Genomic DNA, 16,561 nt, shown 5'->3' with positions numbered 1-16,561 from the left:
CGTCATTCACGACGACAGGCCGCCGCGTGCGGCCTGTCGCGTTCCAGCGCAACGGTTACACTGCGCATTCATGGATACGACCGAGCCCCGTGATGGATGAAGCCCGCATCAAGCGCCTGCGCTGGCGCGCCCGCCGCGGCACGCGCGAGCTGGACGCGCTGTTCGGCGGCTGGCTGGACGAGTGCTTCGCCGGCGCGGACGAAGCGCAGCGGCAGGCGTTCGACCAGCTGCTCGACGTGCAGGACCCCGACCTGTGGGACTGGGTGATGGGCCATGCCCGCCCCGAGCGCGCGGACTGGCAGGCGATCATCGATGACATCCGCGCCCGCCATCGGCTTTGAATACCGACCTTCGCGGCTGCTGCGGGCGGCGCTGATCCTGGTCGCCGGGGCCGCGCTGCTGGCCGCGCTGCTGTGCATGATTCCGTGGTGGTCGAAGCTGCTGCTGGCGGCGATCGTGTTGCTGTCGACGGCTCTCGTGCTGCGACGCCTGGCCAGCGGTCCCGTGGCGGCGGCGGGCTGGAGTGCCGACCAGGCATGGACCTTGCGCCTGCACGATCACGAAGACGTGCCGGCCACGCTGAGTTCGTTCCGGGTGCTCGGCGAAATGATCCTGCTGCGCCTGCGCACCGACGGGCACGGGACGCAGATGCTGCTGATCGCCACGGACAACAGCGACGCGGACACCCGTCGCCGGCTGCGCATGCGGCTGGCCACGATCCAGGCTGCCTACGCCTTGCCCCGCCTGTGACTGAACCGCAACTTCCGGCGCGCGGCAGGGTCCGAGCGAATACCTGATAATGGACGACCGGGCGGCCCGCCCTGCGACTCCCCACAAGCGACCCGCCCATGTTCCGACCGCTCGAACTTTTCATCGGCCTGCGCTACACCCGCGCCAAGCGGCGCAACCAGTTCATCTCCTTCATCTCCACCGTGTCGATCGTGTGCATCGCGATCAGCGTGATCGCGCTGATCACGGTGATGTCGGTGATGAACGGCTTCGACTACCAGATGCGCTCGCGCATCCTCGGCGCGATCTCGCACGCCACGGTTTCCGGCGTGGGCGAGAGCGTGCAGGAATGGCCGCGCGCGCTGCAGATCGCCGAGGCCAACCCGCATGTGCTGGGCGCGGCCCCATACGTGGAGACCGAGGCGATGCTGCTGGCCCGCCGTTCCGGCCCGGCGCTGGTGCGCGGCATCGAGCCGGCGCAGGAGCCGAAGGTCGTCGACATCGACAAGCACATGCTCGAAGGCAAGCTCAGTGAGCTGACTCCAGGCAGTTGGAACATCGTGTTGGGACGCGAACTGGCGATGACGCTGGGCGTGGGCGTGGGAGATCGGGTGACCATGGCGGTGAACCAGTTGCGCGCCACGCCGATGGGCAGCATGCCGCGCATGCGCGCGTTCCACGTGGTCGGCACGTTCGAGGTCGGCATGGAGCAGTTCGACTCCGGCCTGGCGCTGATCAACATGAGCGATGCGGAGAAGCTCGGCGAACTGAGCGGCCCGACCGGCATCCGCCTGCGCCTGGACGACTTGTTCAATGCGCGTCCGGTGGCCACCGAACTGGCCAACCAGTTGGGCCAGGTCTACCGAGTGCAGACCTGGATGGATACCAACGCGAACCTGTTCGCCGCGCTGTCGATGGAAAAGATGGTGATGTTCATCATCCTGTCGCTGATCATCCTGGTGGCGGTGATCAACCTGATCTCGATGCTGATGATGCTGGTCACCGACAAGCAGGCCGACATCGCGATCCTGCGCACGCTGGGCGCCACCCCGCGCAGCATCATGGGCATGTTCATGGTGCAGGGCGTGCTGGTGGGTTTCGTGGGCATCGGCTTCGGCGTGGGCTTCGGTTCGCTGCTGTCGTGGAAGCTGCCCGGCATCATCAAGTGGATCGAGCACACCTTCCACGTGACCTTCCTGTCGCCGGACGTCTACTACATCAGCGAGGTGCCGAGCCGGCTCGACTGGCACGACGTGGGCTGGACCGCGCTGCTGACCTTCGCGTTCTCGCTGCTGGCCACCCTCTATCCCGCGTGGCGCGCCTCGCGCACGCAGCCGGCGCAGGCGCTGCGCTATGAATAAGACCGTCATGACCGAGAAGACCGAAAACGTGCTGCGTGCCACCGGCGTGGCCAAGACCTATGCCGAAGGCGGCCTGCGCACCGACGTGCTGAGCGACGTCAGCTTCAGCCTGAAGCGCGGGCAGACCATGGCGATCGTCGGCGCGTCCGGCTCGGGCAAGAGCACGCTGCTGCACATCATCGGCGGGCTCGACACGCTGACCGCCGGCGAGGTGGAAGTGGACGGCCGCGTGTTGTCGAAACTGTCCGACGCCGAGCGCGGCCGCGTGCGCAACCGCTCGCTGGGTTTCATCTACCAGTTCCACCACTTGCTGCCCGAGTTCACCGCGCTGGAAAACGTATGCATGCCGCTGCTGATCCGCGGCACCGCGATCGCCGAAGCGGAAAAGCAGGCGATGGTGCTGCTGGAGCGGGTCGGCCTCGGCGGACGCACGCATCACAAGCCGTCCGAGTTGTCCGGCGGCGAGCGCCAGCGCTGCGCCGTGGCCCGGGCGCTGGTGACCCGGCCGGCCTGCGTGCTGGGCGACGAGCCCACCGGCAACCTCGACGAGGCCAATGCGGCGCAGGTTTACGAATTGATGCTGGAGCTCAATCGGGAGATCGGCACCAGCTTCGTGCTGGTCACCCACGATCCGCATCTGGCCGCGAAGATGGATCGCACCCTGGTGCTGCACAACGGCAGGCTGCAGGAAGCTCCACGGGACTGACGTCCCGGCGAAAACCTACACGCATTTCATCTGCGCCGCCGCTTCCGCCGCGCTAGTCTCGGCTTCTTCCAGGATGGAACGGGGCGCGCGGCATGGGGCGACTGACGGCGATCACCGCGGCGCTGGCCCTGCTGCTCGGGGTCCTGCTGGTGCAATGGTTGCCGCGACTGCCGCCGCGCGCGTGGCTGCCGTGTCTGGTGCCCCTGATCGTCCTGCTCGCCTGGCGCTGGCCACGCTGGCGCTGGCTGGCCTGCCTGCTGTTCGGCGCGGCGTGGGCGGCATGGCATGGTGCGGCGGCGATGGATGCAAGGCTGCCGCGCGCACTGGAAGGAGTCGACCTGGCCGTGGTCGGCAGCATCGCCGATCTGCCGCTGAGCCATCCCGATGCCAGTCGTTTCAGCCTGCGCGTGGAGCAGGCCAGCGTCGATGGAAAGCCCGTCGCGCTGCATGGGCGGATCAGCGTGTCGTGGTACCAGGATGCACCACCGCTGCAGCCATGTTCGCGCTGGCATCTGCTGCTGCGACTGAAGCGGCCCCGCGGCCTGCTGGACCCGGGTGCGGCCGACAGCGAACGTTCCGCGCTGGAGCGCGGCATCGTCGCCACCGGCTACGTGCGGGACGACCCGGACAACCGCTCGCTCGGCGGGCGACGCTGGTGTGTCAACGCGATCCGCGATGCGGTCGCCCGCGGCATCGCCGCGCGGGTCGGCGACCACCACGATGCCGCCTTGCTGCAGGCATTCACCGTGGGCGACACCCGCGGCCTGCAGCCGCAGGACTGGGCGGTGGCGCGCGCCAACGGGGTCTCGCACCTGATCGCGATTTCCGGTTTCCATGTCGGCGTGGCCGCGGTGTTCGGCGTGTGGCTGGCGTGGCTGTCGTATGCGTTGTGGCCGGGGCTGGGTCTGCGCCTGCCGCGGCCGCAAGCCCAGGCGGCCGCGGCCTTGCTGGTGGCGACGATGTACAGCGCGTTGGCCGGCTTCGGCCTGCCGACGGTGCGCACCCTGCTGATGATCGCCGTGGTGACGCTGGCGCGTTGCAGCCGGCGTGGCAGCGGCGGCGCCCAGTCGCTGGCGCTGGCGATGATCGCGATCCTGCTGTTCGACCCGCTGGCGGTGCTCGCGGCGGGATTCTGGCTGTCCTTCATCGGCGTGGGCTTCCTGATGCTGTGCCTGCAATCGCGCGGGCGCGGCCTGCGCGCGTTCCTGCACGAGCTGACCGCCGGGCAGCTGGTGATGACGGTGGCCCTGCTGCCGCTGACGATGTGGTTCTTCGGCCAGGCTTCGCTGGTCGGCGCCTTGTCGAACCTGATCGCGGTGCCGCTGGTCAGCTTCGTGATCGTGCCTTGCGCGCTGGGCGGCATGCTGATGCTGGGCCTGTGCCCGCCGCTGGCCGGACCGGTGTTGTGGCTGGCCGCGCGGATGGCCCACGCGCAATGGTGGCTGCTGGAGCAGATGGCGACCTGGCCGGGTGCGCACTGGTATCTGCCCACCGTACAGCCCTGGGCGCTGCTGCTCGCGGTGCTGGGCGCGCTGTGGCTGTTCATGCCGCGGGGGATACCGCTGCGCTGGCTGGGCCTGCTGCTGTTCCTGCCCTTGCTGCGGCCACCGCTGTCCACGCCGCCGGAAGGCGCGTTCCAGGCATGGGTGCTCGACGTGGGGCAGGGCCTGTCGGTGTTGCTGCGCACGCACGACCACGTGCTGGTCTACGACGCCGGCGCCCGCTATCCGTCGGGCTTCGACCTCGGCGAAGCGGTGGTGCTCCCCGCGTTGCATGCGCTGGGCGTGGGCCGGCTCGACCTGCTGATGATCAGCCACGGCGACAACGATCACGCCGGCGGCGCCCGGGTCGTTGCCGAGGCGTTTCCGGATGCGCCGCGCTACGCAGGCGAACCGGCGCGGATGCACCTGCCGATGCGCCAATGCGTGGCCGGCCAGGCGTGGACCTGGGATGGCGTGCGCTTCCGCGTGCTGAATCCGCCGGCGGGTGCGGCTGACCGCGACAACGACAGTTCCTGCGTGCTGCTGGTGGAGAACCGTTCCGGCCGGTTGCTGCTCAGCGGCGACATCAGTTCCGCGGTGGAGCCCTCGGTGGCGGCGAGTCTCGGAGCGGGGCCGCCCGTCGTGCTGCTGGTGCCCCACCATGGCAGCAAGACCTCGTCCGGAGCGGGCTTCATCGCCGCGGTGCAGCCGTCGGTGGCGATCGTGTCGGCCGGCTGGCGCAACCGCTTCGGTCATCCGAAGCCCGAAGTGCTGGCGCGCTACGCGGCAGCCGGGGCGCCGGTGTTCAATACCGCGGTGCAGGGCGCCATCGCGCTGGATTTCCCGGTCGATGCCCCGCCACGGCGCGAAGCGGGCTGGCGCCAGCGGCAGCCGCGTTACTGGCGCGAGTGAGGAATGCCACACCCGCCGCAGTACGGCCGGGCCAGACTGCTATCATGCGCGCTTCCTGTCAGCTCGCATGTTGGGGTCGAAAAGTGCTGGAAATTCTGATGGCTGGCGGCTGGGCGATGGTGCCCATCCTGATCTGTTCGGCGATCGCCCTGGCGATCGTGCTGGAACGTTGCTGGACGCTGCGCCGGCAATCCGTGTTGCCGCCCGGCCTGGGCGACGAAGTGCGCCAGTGGGCACGCTCGGGTCAACTCGATCCCAAGCACCTGGACACGCTGGCCAGCGGCTCGCCGCTGGGCGAATTGCTGGCCGCCGCGCTGACCGTGCGCCGGCAGCCGCGCGAGATCATCAAGGAACGCATCGAGGACACCGGCCGGCACGTCATCCACCGGATGGAGCGCTACCTCAACACGCTGGGCACGATCGCCCTGATCGGCCCGCTGCTGGGCCTGTTCGGCACGGTGATCGGCCTGATCCGCATGTTCATGGAGGTGATGGCCGGCGGCATCGGCGATCCGGCGAAGATGGCCGGCGGCATCGGCGAGGCGCTGATCTGTACAGCGTCGGGCCTGACCGTGGCGATTCCCGCCTATGTGCTGCATCGCTACTTCCGTTCGCGCGTGGCCGGTTACTGCGTGGAGATGGAAAAGCAGGCCACCGCCCTGCTGGACGAGCTGACCCTGTCGCCGGCGGCCGCCACGGCTGCGGCCAGCGCGGCGGCACGACCGCGCCGGACGCCGGCGCCGACCGCGCCAGGCGCAGGCTGAGCGCACACCGATGCGTATCAGCAACGACCGCCGGGGCGACGACTTCGAGATCAACGTGATTCCGTTGATCGACGTGCTGCTGACCCTGCTGATGTTCTTCGTGCTCACCAGCACCTTCATCCAGCACTCGCGTATGCAGGTGACCCTGCCGCAGGCCAGCGCCCAGGATCGCGACCTGAACACCCAGGTGCTGACCATCATGATCGACCGCGACGGCCGTTTCTTCGTGGGCAGCGACGAGGTGATGGGCGAGGGCATCGAGGCGCTGAAACAGACCATCGCGCGCAACGCCGGTGACGACCGCGACCGCCCGGTGACGATCCGCGCCGATGCGATGACGCCGAACCAGAACGTGGTCACCGCGATGGACGCGCTGGGCCAGCTCGGCTTCACCCGGCTGTCGATCGCCACCACGCCGACCAAGCCGGGCGCGGCGCAGTGAGCAAGCGCAAGGGCGGGGTGTGGGATGCCGACAGCCGGCGCGTCTACGCGCGGCTGCTCGGTTACACCCGGCGCTACTGGGCGGTGGGCCTGGTGGCGATCCTCGGCATGGCGGTGGACGGTGGCGGGTTGGCGATGTTCACCAACCTGCTCAGGCCGATGTTCGACGACCTGTTCCTCAACAAGGACCCGTACCTGATCTTCTGGATGCCGATCTGGATCATCGCGATCTTCGGCATCCGTGGCCTGGGCACCTTCGTCAGCAATTACGGCATTGCCTACATCGGACGCAACATCGTGCAGGCGATGCAGCACGACGTGTTCGCTTCCTACCTGCGCCTGCCGGCGACCTTCTTCGGCCGCGAACCGTCGGGCCAGCAGATCTCGCGCATCACCTACACCAGCGAACAGGTGGCCTCGGCCTCGACCGATGCGGTGAAGGTGGCGGTGACCGAAGGCGTCACCGTGATCGGCATGTTCTACGTGATGCTGCACAACAGCGCCTACCTCACGCTGACCCTGCTGGTGATGATTCCGCCGATCGTGCTGATCGCCACCGTGGTCAGCCGGCGCTACCGGCTGATCAGCCGGCGCATCCAGGGCATGATGGGTTCGGTGACCGGCACGGTGGAGGAATCGGTTGGTGCGCATCGTGAAGTGCGCATCTACGGTGGCCAGCAGCACGAGGCCGCGCGCTTCGACCAGGTCACCCACCAGGCCCGCCGTTTGAACCTGAAGATTGCCGCGACCAGCGCGATGTCCAGCACGGCGATCCAGACCGTCGCGGCGTTCGCGCTGGCGGCACTGGTCTTTCTGGGTACCCGGCCGGGCGTGATCGATCACATCTCCTCGGGCGTGTTCATTGCGGTGCTGACCGCGATGGGCGCGATGATGCCCTCGCTGAAGCGGCTGACCCAGGTGCAGGCAAACATCCAGCGCGGCCTGTCGGCGGCGGAGGACCTGTTCGAGGTCATGGACCTGCCGCCCGAAGTCGACCACGGCACGCGCGCGCTGGCGCGCACCCGCGGCGACCTGAGTTTCGAGGGCGTGCGGCTGACCTATCCGAACAGCGATTACGAAGCCTTGCGTGGCGTCGACCTGGCCTGCGCGCCGGGCACGGTCACTGCCTTGGTCGGCCGTTCGGGCAGCGGCAAGAGCAGCCTGGTCAGCCTGCTGCCGCGCTTCTACGAGCCGGGTGCGGGGCGCATCGTGCTCGATGACGCGGACTACCAGGAATACACGCTGCCCTCGCTGCGCCGGCAGATCGCCTGGGTCGGCCAGAGCGTGGTGCTGTTCGACGACACCGTGGCCAACAACATCGCCTACGGCGAACTGGCCGGCGCCAGCGAGGCCGACATCGTCGCGGCGGCCGAGGCGGCCAACGCGATGGAGTTCATCGCGCGCCTGCCGGACGGCATCCACACCCGCATCGGACAGAGCGGCAACACGCTGTCCGGCGGCCAGCGCCAGCGCATCGCGATCGCCCGCGCCATCCTCAAGAACGCGCCGATCCTGGTGCTGGACGAAGCCACCAGCGCGCTCGACACCGAATCCGAGCAGCTGATCCAGCAGGCCCTGCAGCGGCTGATGCGCGACCGCACCACGCTGGTGATCGCCCACCGCCTGTCCACCGTCGAAGGCGCCGACCAGATCGCGGTGATGGATCAGGGCCGCATCATCGAGCGGGGCAGGCATGCCGAGCTGATCGCGCTGGACGGCCAGTACGCCGCGCTGCATCGCATGCAGTTCCATGACCATGCGGCCGACCAGGCCGGCGACTGAGGAGCGGCCGTGGCGCTGATCGACACGCTCGAATCAGCCTGGTATCGCGGCGCCCCGTCGCCGTGGTGGACGGCGCCGCTGGCGCTGCTGTACGGCGCCGTCACCCGCACCCGCGGCCTGCTGTTCCGGCGCGGCGTGCTGCGCAGCGTGCGACTGGCCGCGCCGGTGGTGGTGATCGGCAACCTCAGCGTGGGCGGCACCGGCAAGACGCCGTTGACGATCGCCGTGGTCGAAGCCCTGCGCGAGCGCGGCCATCGTCCCGGCGTGGTCAGCCGCGGCCATGGCGGAACCCAGCGCGAACCGCTGCTGCTCGGCGCTGCGCCCGACCCGGCCCGGGTCGGCGACGAACCCTGCCTGATCCACGCCAGCGGCGTGCCGGTGGCGGTCGGGCGCGATCGTCCCGCCGCGGCGCAGTTGCTGCTGGATGCCGGCTGCGACGTGGTGCTCGCCGATGACGGCTTGCAGCACTACCGGCTGGCGCGCGACGTGGAGATCTGCGTGATCGACGGCGTGCGCCGTTTCGGCAATCGCCGCCTGCTGCCCGCCGGTCCCTTGCGCGAGCCGGTCAGCCGCCTGCAGCGTGTCGACCTGCGCGTATGCAATGGCGGCACCGCCGAGCCCGGCGAATATCCGATGCAGTTGCACGGCGGCGACGTCGTCGCCCTGGCCGACGGGCGGCGGCAGCCGCTGGCGGCCTTCCGTGGCCAGCGCGTGCATGCCGTCGCCGCGATCGGCAACCCGCAGCGATTCTTCGACAGCTTGCGCGACGCGGGCATCGAGGTGATCGGACATGCGTTTGCCGACCACCATGCGTTTGTCCCGGGCGATCTCGCCTTCGGTGACCAGCTGCCGCTGCTGATGACCGACAAGGACGCGGTGAAGTGCGCCGGCTTCGCCCGCCCGGACTGGTTCCGGGTGCCGGTGCGGGCGCAGTTGCCGCTGGCGTTCTTCGACGCGCTGACCGCCCGCGTCGAGGCGGCGTTACGCCGGCACTGATTCGCCGCCGATCCACAGCCCGCGCAGCAGCTGCCCGCCGATCCAGTAGCACAGTTCCGCCGGCTGCTTCGCCTGCCATACCGCCAGGTCGGCGCGCTGGCCGACCGCCAGCGTGCCCCGATCGTGCAGGCCCAGCGCACGCGCCGCATGCACCGTGACGCCTCGCAACGCCTCTTCCGGCGTCAGGCGGAACAGCGTACAGGCCATGCCGGCGGCCAGACGCAGCGACAGCAGCGGCGAGGTGCCGGGGTTGCAGTCGGTGGCGATCGCGATCGGCACGGCGTGCTCGCGCAGCCGCTCGATCGGCGGCAGTTTCGTTTCGCGCAGCGCGTAGAACGCACCCGGCAGCAGCACCGCCACGGTGCCGGCCGCGGCCATCGCGCGGATGCCGTTGTCGCCGAGGTGTTCCAGGTGATCGGCCGACAGGCCGCCATACTCGGCGACCAGGGCGGCGCCGTCCAGGTCGGAAAGCTGTTCGGCGTGCAGCTTCACCGGCAGGCCGAGCTGCTTCGCCCGTTCGAACACTCGGCGGGTTTCCTCGCGGCTGAAGCCGATGCCTTCGCAGAACGCGTCCACCGCGTCGACCAGGCCCTCGGCGGCCAGCGCGGGCAGCATCTCGTCGCAGGCCAGGGCCACGTAATCGTCGCGTCGATCCTTGTACTCCGGCGGCAGCGCGTGCAGGCCCAGGAAGCTGGTGCGCACGCCGATGCCCAGTTCGCGCCCGATCCGGCGCGCCACGCGCAGCATGCGTCGCTCGCTGTCCAGATCCAGCCCGTAGCCGGACTTGATCTCCAGCGTGGTCACGCCATCGGCCAGCAAGGCGCGGGCGCGCGGCAGCGATTGCGCCAGCAGCTGTTCCTCGCTGGCGGCGCGGGTGGCGGTGACGCTGGAGGCGATGCCGCCGCCGGCACGGGCGATCTCCTCGTAGCTGGCGCCGTTGAGGCGCAGGTCGAACTCGTGGGCGCGATCGCCGCCGAAGACCAGATGGGTATGGCAGTCGATCAGTCCCGGCGTGACCAGCGCGCCATCCAGCGAACGGAGCGTGTCGGCCAGCGTGGCGGGTTCGCCGGGCAGTTCGTCCATCCGGCCGAGCCAGGCGATGCGGCCGTGATGCATCGCGATCGCCCCGTGTTCGATCAGCCCGTACGGCGCCTCACCCGCGAACGTGGCCAGCGTTGCGTTGATCAGCAAGGTGTCCCAGCGAGGATGGCTCATGTCGATCGGGTTCCGGCGAAGGTCAGGAGGGGCAGGGCGGAGGAATCAGGGTTGCGCAGGCGGCGGCGGGTCGGCCGGCGTGGCCGGCTCGTCGAACGCGGTGGTGCGCACCGCGGCCGGCGCGGCGTCGCCGGTCTCGTCGAGCGAATCGTCGGCCAGCTCGTAGACCACGTCCTGGCTTTGGCGCTGGCTGGCCTGCTGCCGCTCGAAGTCCTGCACCATGCGCTCGGCGAAATCGCGGTAGACCGGCGTGGGGCAGAACAGCGAGGCGGCGGCGCGGGCCAGCAGGCAGGCGGCCATGATCGGGATCACCATGTCCTGGTTGTCGGTCAGCTCCATCGCGATCACCGCCGAGGTCAGCGGCGCGCCGGTAACGCCGGCCAGGTAGGCGCTCATGCCCAGCAGCACCACCGCGGCGGCGGGCACGCCGGGCAACAGGTGCGCGATGTTCTGGCCCAGGCCCGCGCCGACCGCCAGCGCCGGCGAGAAGATGCCGCCGGGAATGCCGGCCCAGTACGAGACCACGTTGGCCAGCAGCTTGGCGATGCCGAAGCCCTGGTCGGGCATGTTCGCGGCGCCCTGCACGATCGCCCGCGCCTGGTCGTAGCCGGTGCCGTAGATGCTGTTGTGGGTGCATACGCCGAGCACGGCGAGGGTGAGCCCGCAGCCTGCCGCGAACGCCACCGGCCAGCGCGCGCGCAGGCGACCGACCCGGGCCAGCGGGCCGCGCTGGCTCAGCAGGATCAGGCGCGCGAACAGGCCGCCCAGCAGGCCGCAGATCACCCCGGTCAGCAGCACCGCCAGCCAGGCGTGGCCCAGTGGCAGGCTGGCCTCGACCTCGCCGAAGTACGAGTAGTTGCCCATGATGCCCAGCGAGACCACGCCGCCGATGATCACCGCGGTCAGCAGCAGGCCGCTGAAGCGGTGCTCGAAGGTGCCGGCCAGCTCCTCGATCGCGAACACCACGCCGGCCAGCGGCGTGTTGAACGCCGCCGCGATGCCGGCCGCGCCACCGGCCAGGATGAAGCGCGAAGCGGCCTTGGGATCATTGAAGCCGAAGCGCCGGCCCAGCGAGTAGAACAGGCCCGCACCCACGTGCACGGTCGGTCCCTCGCGGCCGATCGACGCGCCCACGGCCAGCGCGATCAGGGTCAGCGCCATCTTGCCCGCGGCGATCGGCAGCGCCAGCATCCGCGCGCGAAAGCCTTCATCCTCGATGTGCAACGTGCCGATCACCTGGGGAATGCCGCTGCCCCGCGTCGCGCGGAAGCTGCCCTCGGTGACCCGGGCGAGCAGGGCGAACACGATCGGGGTGAGGATCAGCGGAATCCAGACGCCGTGGTCGAGGATGCGCAGGAACAGCTGGTACGACCACACGCTGGCCTTGGCAAACAGGATCGCCGCCAGCGCCACCAGCACCGCGCCGAACCACAGAACCAGCCGGCGTTTCCAGTGATGCGGCGCGAAGAACTCGTGGCCGAGCAGCGCCCGCAGGCGCGGGTTCGATGAGGTTGAAACGGGTTTGGAAGGCTCGGACATGATCGCGATTATCGCAGAGCGGTGGCTGGCGATGGGTTTGAGCCTGTCGCACCGCCCCCCATCCGCCCTGCGGGCACCTTCCCCCGCAGGCGGGGGAAGGAAGCGACGAGCCTCGACGCGGCATGCTTGCTTCCCCCGTAAAACGGGGGAAGGTGCCCGCAGGGCGGATGGGGGTGCGCTCCTGCTCTCGCTCTGTTCTCTCAGCGCGGGCGCCAGCGCGTCTCGTACAGGTCGAAGCGCCGGTCCTTGAGGTTGGTCACCGCGCCGGCATTGCGGGCGCGGGCCAGGCTTTCCAGGCGCAGGTCGGCGAACAGCACGGTCTCGATGTTCGGCGTGGAGTCGGCTGCGATGCCGTCGCGGGCGAACGGGAAGTCGCTGGGCGTGAGAATGCAGCTCTGGCCATACTGGATGTCGAAGTTGTTGACGCCGGGCAGGTTGCCCACGTTGCCGGACAGCACCACGTAACACTGATTCTCGATCGCCCGCGCCTGCGAGCAGTAGCGCACGCGCAGGTAACCTTCGCGCACGTCGGTGCAGAACGGCACGAACAGGATCAGCGCGCCCTGGTCGGTCAGGTGGCGGGCCACCTCGGGGAATTCGGAGTCGTAGCAGATCATCACGCCGATCGGGCCGCAGTCGGTGAGGATCGTCGCGGCGCTGTCGCCGCCGGAGATGTTCCACACGTTGCGCTCGCTGGGCGTGGGATGCAGCTTCTCGCGCTCGTGCAGCGAACCGTCGCGCAGGCACACGTAGCAGACGTTGTGGATGTCGCCGTTGGCCTGTTCGGTGGGGTGCGTGCCGGCGATGATGTTGATGTTGTAATGGACGGCCAGACGGCTGAACAGCTCCTTCACCTGGGGCGTGTACTGGCTCAGCTTGCGGATCGACTCGAATGGCGACAGCTCGGTGTTCTCGATCGACAGCAGCTGCAGGGTGATCAGCTCGGGGAAGGTGACGAAGTCCGCGTTGTAGTCGGCGGCAATGTCGGTGAAGTATTCGACCTGGGTGGCGAACTCCTCGAACGAGGTGATCCTGCGCTGCTGGTACTGCACCGAAGCCACCCGCACCGAATCGGGCAGGCGCCGGGGCGAGGGGATCGGCGGCATGTCCGGCTGGTCTAGCAGGCGCGGGTTGCGCCAAACCAGGTGCACCGCATAGCCCAGCGAATCGTGGTCCGACGGTACGTACGCCCGCAGCAGGCCGATCACCTCGAAATCGTTGTTGAGCTGGAAGCTCAGGGTGAGGTCGCGGCGCTTGCCTTCCGCCACCGCCTGCACATACGCCTCGGCGCTGCCGTAGCGCTGGAGGTTCCTGGCCAGTCCGGGGATGCGCCCGCCGAACACGATGCCGCGCAGCTTCAGGTCGGTGCACAGGCGCTTGCGCGCGTGGTACAGCCGCTGGCCGATGCGCATGCCGCGATAGTCCGGGTGCACCACCACTTCCATGCCGTACAGCCAGTTGCCGTCGGGCTTGTGGCGCGAACCCATGCCGCCGCCGGTGATCTGCGACCAGGTATGCGGGGCCAGCGCGGTTTCCTCGTCGATGCGGAAGGTGGCGCAGTAGCCGACCACCTTGCCTTCGTACTCGACCACGAACTGGCCTTCGGGAAAGTGCGTCTGCTGGGAGCGCAGCATCTCCGGCGAGTGGCCCCACTCGGCGGTGTAGATGCGCGCGGTCAACTCGGCCAGTTGCGGCACGTCGTCCAGCCGGGCCTGGCGCAACAGCAGTTTCGGGGTGTTTTCGCTGGTTTTCTTGCTCATGGGTCTGTGCACGGTCGGTTTGCGCTCGGGTGAAGACGGAGCGGGGCGCCGGTTACACTGCACCATTCGGTGCGGAGCAAGCGTGATGAGCGAGTGGGCGAATCCCTCGGGTTTCGAAGCCGGCCAGCTTTGGCGTGGCGACGGCTGGCTGGCTGATGGCCGGTTCGGGCTGTCGCCCGACGGCGCGCTGCTCGACGCACCGGCCGGGCCGCAGGCCCCGATCGGCTCGTGGGCGTTGCCGGGCATGCCGAACCTGCATTCGCACGCGTTCCAGCGGGCGATGGCCGGCCTGGCCGAACGTCGCAGCAAGGCCGACGACAGCTTCTGGAGCTGGCGCGAGACGATGTACGCGTTCGCCGCGGCGATCACGCCGGAGCAGCTGAAGGCGATCGCCAGCCAGCTCTACGTCGAGATGCTGAAATCCGGCTACACCCGGGTCTGCGAATTTCACTACCTGCACCACCAGCCGGACGGCACGCCGTACGCGCAGCCCGAGGCGATGTCGCTGGCGTTGATCGAGGCGGCGCGCGAGGCCGGCATCGGGCTGACCCTGCTGCCGGTGCTGTACATGAGCGGCGGTTTCGACGGCCGGGCGCTCACCGCGCGGCAGCGCCGCTTCGGCCATTCGGTGGACGGCTATCTGCGCCTGCTGGAAAGCCTGCGTGCGCATGAAGGCGACGCGGTGCGCGTCGGCATCGCGCTGCACTCGCTGCGCGCGGTGCCGGAACAGGCGCTCGCCGAGGTGCTGGCCAGCCCGCTGGCCCGCACCGGTCCGATCCACATCCACATCGCCGAGCAGATCGGCGAAGTGCAGGATTGCCTGGCCACCCGCGGCGCCCGTCCGGTCGAGTGGCTGTTCGAACATGCCGACGTCGACGAACGCTGGTGCCTGGTGCACGCCACCCACCTGACCGAGGCGGAAGCCGTGCAGCTGGCGCACAGCGGCGCCGTCGCCGGCCTGTGTCCCACCACCGAGGCGAACCTGGGCGACGGCCTGTTTCCGCTGGCCGACTTCCTCGACGCCGGCGGCACGCTCGGCGTCGGTTCGGATTCGCACATCTCGATCTCGCCGGTGGAAGAGCTGCGCTGGCTGGAATACGGCCAGCGCCTGGCCACCCGCCACCGCAACATCGCGGCGCGCCGGCAGGGCGACAGCGTGGGCGAGACCTTGTGGCGGGCCGCCCTCGTCGGCGGTGCCCGGGCCAGCGGCGCGCCGGTCGGCGAACTGCGCGCCGGGGCCCGCGCCGACCTGATCGTGCTGGATGACGCCTCGCCGCTGCTGGCCGCCCGCGACACGCGTTCGCTGATCGACAGCTTCCTGTTCTCCGGCAACACGCCGCTGGTGCGCGACGTGATGGTCGGCGGCCGCTGGCAGGTGCGCGACTTCAGGCATCGCGACGAGGCCGCCATCGCGGCACGTTACCGCGCCGCGGTGGGCGCGCTGGCGGCGCGTTGAGGCAGCACGGCGGAAGATGAACGCCGGCCATCGACTGCTCGCCCCGGCGTCATCGGCGTGGACGACAGCAGCGTTCTGACGGACACCTGCCACGAATGGAGTGTCCCATGCGTCGAATCACCTCCTGTCTTGCCCTCGGCGTGCTGCTGGCGGTCAGCGCCTCGCTCACCGGCTGCATCGTGGCCGCGCCCCGTCCGGTCGCCCACGTGAGGGTAGTGGAGCCCGTCCACGCGCGGGTCTGGGTTCCGGGTCATTGGGGTCCCCACCGCGTATGGGTCGGCGGCTACTGGCGTTATCGCTGACGCTCACGATGTCCGCGCCGCCGGGATCGGCAGCGCGGACCCTACGCACGACCGACGCGATTTGCCACACTCCGTTTTTCTGTCGGCGTGCCTGCATGCGTTCGAATGCCTTGCTCGCGGTGGGACTGGCGCTGTGCTCGGCGCTGTTCTTCACGCTCACCTACGTGCTCAATCGCAGTCTGGTCGCCGGTGGCGGGCATTGGGCATGGGCGGTGATCCTGCGCTACCTGCTGACCTTGCCGATGCTGGCCGTGGTGCTGCCGTTCCAGGGCGGGCTCGGTGAACTGCCGGGGGAATTGCGCCGGCATGCGCGGCCGTGGTTGCTGTGGAGCGGCGTGGGTTTCGTGCTGTTCGGCGTGCCGTTGACCTGGGCGGCCAGCAGCGGGCCGTCGTGGCTGATCGCCGGCAGCTTCCAGACCACTGTGCTGGCCGGCCCCTTGCTGGCGCCGCTGATCTATCGTGACGAACGGGCGCGGCTGGCCTGGCGCACGCTGGCGATCGGCGCGCTGATCGTGGCCGGCGTGTTCGCGCTGCAATGGGGCCACGCTCAGGGCCGGCTGCATGCCGGCGACTGGCTGGCGATCGGGGCGGTGGTGCTTTCCGCATTCGCCTATCCGCTGGGCAATCGGCAACTGCTGTTGCATCTGGAGCAGGGGCCGACGCAGTTGAACGCGGTGCAGCGCGTGTTCGGCATGACGCTGTGCAGCTGGCCACTGTGGCTGCTGTTCGCGGTGATCGCCTGGTTCACCGTCGGCCCGCCGAGCCTGCGCGAGGCCCTGCTGGCCGGCGGCGTGGCGCTGTCCTCGGGCACCATCGCCACCATCCTGTTCTTCCGCGCCACCGACATGGTGCGCAGCGCACCGACCGCGCTGGCCGCGGTGGAGGCGATGCAGGCCGCGGAGCTGCTGTTCGCCAGCTTGCTCGGCGTGCTGTTCCTCGGCGAGGCGTGGCCGCGTGGCTACGCGCTGTTCGGTGCGCTGGCGATCATCGTCGGCATCGCGCTGTTCGGCTGGGTCAGCGGCCGCGGTGCGGCAGGTGACGACGAGGCCGTGCGTGTGCTGCGCGGTGATCGCAGCGCCTGAGCGGCTTATGCTTGCGCGATGCCCACATCCCCAGG

At 69.4% G+C, this 16,561-nt stretch carries 15 protein-coding genes; 12 read left to right on the top strand and 3 right to left on the bottom strand.

Annotated elements, in window-relative coordinates:
* Positions 1–92: 92 nt before the first annotated feature.
* From I6J77_RS10030 to lpxK, 9 genes are all read left to right on the top strand, one after another.
* Positions 93–341, top strand: a complete 249-nt coding sequence (locus I6J77_RS10030; RefSeq protein WP_056718294.1) for a succinate dehydrogenase assembly factor 2 — start codon at positions 93–95, stop codon at positions 339–341.
* Positions 313–750, top strand: coding sequence for a protein YgfX (locus tag I6J77_RS10025; RefSeq protein ID WP_204108869.1), 438 nt, complete (start codon positions 313–315; stop codon positions 748–750). The genes I6J77_RS10030 and I6J77_RS10025 overlap by 29 nt, the downstream gene beginning before the upstream one ends.
* A 98-nt stretch (positions 751–848) precedes the next feature.
* On the top strand, positions 849–2,090 hold the full coding sequence (locus I6J77_RS10020) for a lipoprotein-releasing ABC transporter permease subunit (protein ID WP_204108868.1): 1,242 nt from the start codon (positions 849–851) through the stop codon (positions 2,088–2,090).
* 7 nt (positions 2,091–2,097) lie between these two features.
* On the top strand, positions 2,098–2,796 hold the full coding sequence (lolD, locus tag I6J77_RS10015; protein WP_056718297.1) for a lipoprotein-releasing ABC transporter ATP-binding protein LolD: 699 nt from the start codon (positions 2,098–2,100) through the stop codon (positions 2,794–2,796).
* A gap of 92 nt (positions 2,797–2,888) precedes the next feature.
* Positions 2,889–5,189 (top strand): DNA internalization-related competence protein ComEC/Rec2, encoded by a 2,301-nt coding sequence (locus I6J77_RS10010; RefSeq protein ID WP_204108867.1) that lies wholly within the window; start codon positions 2,889–2,891, stop codon positions 5,187–5,189.
* 98 nt (positions 5,190–5,287) lie between these two features.
* Positions 5,288–5,953: a MotA/TolQ/ExbB proton channel family protein gene (locus tag I6J77_RS10005; RefSeq protein ID WP_007808032.1), complete on the top strand. Its 666-nt coding sequence runs from the start codon at positions 5,288–5,290 to the stop codon at positions 5,951–5,953.
* 10 nt (positions 5,954–5,963) lie between these two features.
* Positions 5,964–6,395 (top strand): biopolymer transporter ExbD, encoded by a 432-nt coding sequence (locus I6J77_RS10000; protein WP_007808031.1) that lies wholly within the window; start codon positions 5,964–5,966, stop codon positions 6,393–6,395.
* Positions 6,392–8,176 (top strand): lipid A export permease/ATP-binding protein MsbA, encoded by a 1,785-nt coding sequence (msbA, locus tag I6J77_RS09995; protein WP_204108866.1) that lies wholly within the window; start codon positions 6,392–6,394, stop codon positions 8,174–8,176. Before I6J77_RS10000 ends, msbA begins: the two co-directional genes overlap by 4 nt.
* 9 nt (positions 8,177–8,185) lie before the next feature.
* Entirely contained in the window at positions 8,186–9,172 is a 987-nt protein-coding gene (gene lpxK / locus I6J77_RS09990; protein WP_204108865.1) for a tetraacyldisaccharide 4'-kinase, read from the top strand.
* Here the strand turns inward: lpxK and hutI are convergent.
* The 3 genes from hutI to I6J77_RS09975 all read right to left on the bottom strand — a co-directional run bounded on the left by hutI (position 9,158) and on the right by I6J77_RS09975 (position 13,686).
* Positions 9,158–10,387 carry an imidazolonepropionase gene (gene hutI / locus I6J77_RS09985; RefSeq protein WP_056718301.1) on the bottom strand — a complete coding sequence of 410 codons (1,230 nt, stop codon included), beginning with the start codon at positions 10,385–10,387 and terminating at the stop codon, positions 9,158–9,160. The genes lpxK and hutI overlap by 15 nt on opposite strands.
* 45 nt (positions 10,388–10,432) lie before the next feature.
* Positions 10,433–11,926, bottom strand: a complete 1,494-nt coding sequence (locus tag I6J77_RS09980; RefSeq protein ID WP_204108864.1) for a chloride channel protein — start codon at positions 11,924–11,926, stop codon at positions 10,433–10,435.
* 200 nt (positions 11,927–12,126) lie between these two features.
* Positions 12,127–13,686, bottom strand: a complete 1,560-nt coding sequence (locus I6J77_RS09975; protein ID WP_204108863.1) for a bifunctional GNAT family N-acetyltransferase/carbon-nitrogen hydrolase family protein — start codon at positions 13,684–13,686, stop codon at positions 12,127–12,129.
* Positions 13,687–13,771: 85 nt separating this feature from the next.
* On the opposite strand from I6J77_RS09975, the gene I6J77_RS09970 reads away from it, so the two are divergent.
* The 3 genes from I6J77_RS09970 (at position 13,772) to I6J77_RS09960 (ending at position 16,526) form a co-directional block, all read left to right on the top strand.
* Complete coding sequence (locus I6J77_RS09970; RefSeq protein ID WP_204108862.1) at positions 13,772–15,142, top strand: formimidoylglutamate deiminase; 1,371 nt, start codon at positions 13,772–13,774, stop codon at positions 15,140–15,142.
* A gap of 107 nt (positions 15,143–15,249) precedes the next feature.
* The gene (locus I6J77_RS09965) at positions 15,250–15,444 is read left to right on the top strand and encodes a hypothetical protein (protein WP_204108861.1); all 195 of its coding nucleotides are present in this window, start codon (positions 15,250–15,252) and stop codon (positions 15,442–15,444) included.
* A 95-nt stretch (positions 15,445–15,539) separates the two neighbouring features.
* Positions 15,540–16,526, top strand: coding sequence for a multidrug resistance efflux transporter family protein (locus I6J77_RS09960; protein ID WP_204108860.1), 987 nt, complete (start codon positions 15,540–15,542; stop codon positions 16,524–16,526).
* Positions 16,527–16,561 lie beyond the last annotated feature (35 nt).

This window comes from Rhodanobacter sp. FDAARGOS 1247 (assembly GCF_016889805.1).
Taxonomy (GTDB): Bacteria; Pseudomonadota; Gammaproteobacteria; order Xanthomonadales; family Rhodanobacteraceae; genus Rhodanobacter.
The sequence above is the reverse complement of the archived record's forward strand: the minus strand, read 5'-3'. Positions and strand labels throughout refer to the sequence as shown.

Excerpts from the sequence above, each read along its gene's own strand:
- I6J77_RS09980 (WP_204108864.1), bottom strand. The coding sequence starts at position 11,926 with ATGTCCGAGCCTTCCAAACCCGTTTCAACCTCATCGAACCCGCGCCTG.
- I6J77_RS10025 (WP_204108869.1), top strand. The coding sequence starts at position 313 with ATGACATCCGCGCCCGCCATCGGCTTTGAATACCGACCTTCGCGGCTG.
- I6J77_RS10010 (WP_204108867.1), top strand. The coding sequence starts at position 2,889 with ATGGGGCGACTGACGGCGATCACCGCGGCGCTGGCCCTGCTGCTCGGG.
- I6J77_RS09970 (WP_204108862.1), top strand. The coding sequence starts at position 13,772 with ATGAGCGAGTGGGCGAATCCCTCGGGTTTCGAAGCCGGCCAGCTTTGG.
- I6J77_RS09965 (WP_204108861.1), top strand. The coding sequence starts at position 15,250 with ATGCGTCGAATCACCTCCTGTCTTGCCCTCGGCGTGCTGCTGGCGGTC.
- I6J77_RS10005 (WP_007808032.1), top strand. The coding sequence starts at position 5,288 with ATGGCTGGCGGCTGGGCGATGGTGCCCATCCTGATCTGTTCGGCGATC.
- hutI (WP_056718301.1), bottom strand. The coding sequence starts at position 10,387 with ATGAGCCATCCTCGCTGGGACACCTTGCTGATCAACGCAACGCTGGCC.
- I6J77_RS09975 (WP_204108863.1), bottom strand. The coding sequence starts at position 13,686 with ATGAGCAAGAAAACCAGCGAAAACACCCCGAAACTGCTGTTGCGCCAG.
- I6J77_RS09960 (WP_204108860.1), top strand. The coding sequence starts at position 15,540 with ATGCGTTCGAATGCCTTGCTCGCGGTGGGACTGGCGCTGTGCTCGGCG.
- I6J77_RS10030 (WP_056718294.1), top strand. The coding sequence starts at position 93 with ATGGATGAAGCCCGCATCAAGCGCCTGCGCTGGCGCGCCCGCCGCGGC.
- lolD (WP_056718297.1), top strand. The coding sequence starts at position 2,098 with ATGACCGAGAAGACCGAAAACGTGCTGCGTGCCACCGGCGTGGCCAAG.
- I6J77_RS10020 (WP_204108868.1), top strand. The coding sequence starts at position 849 with ATGTTCCGACCGCTCGAACTTTTCATCGGCCTGCGCTACACCCGCGCC.
- I6J77_RS10000 (WP_007808031.1), top strand. The coding sequence starts at position 5,964 with ATGCGTATCAGCAACGACCGCCGGGGCGACGACTTCGAGATCAACGTG.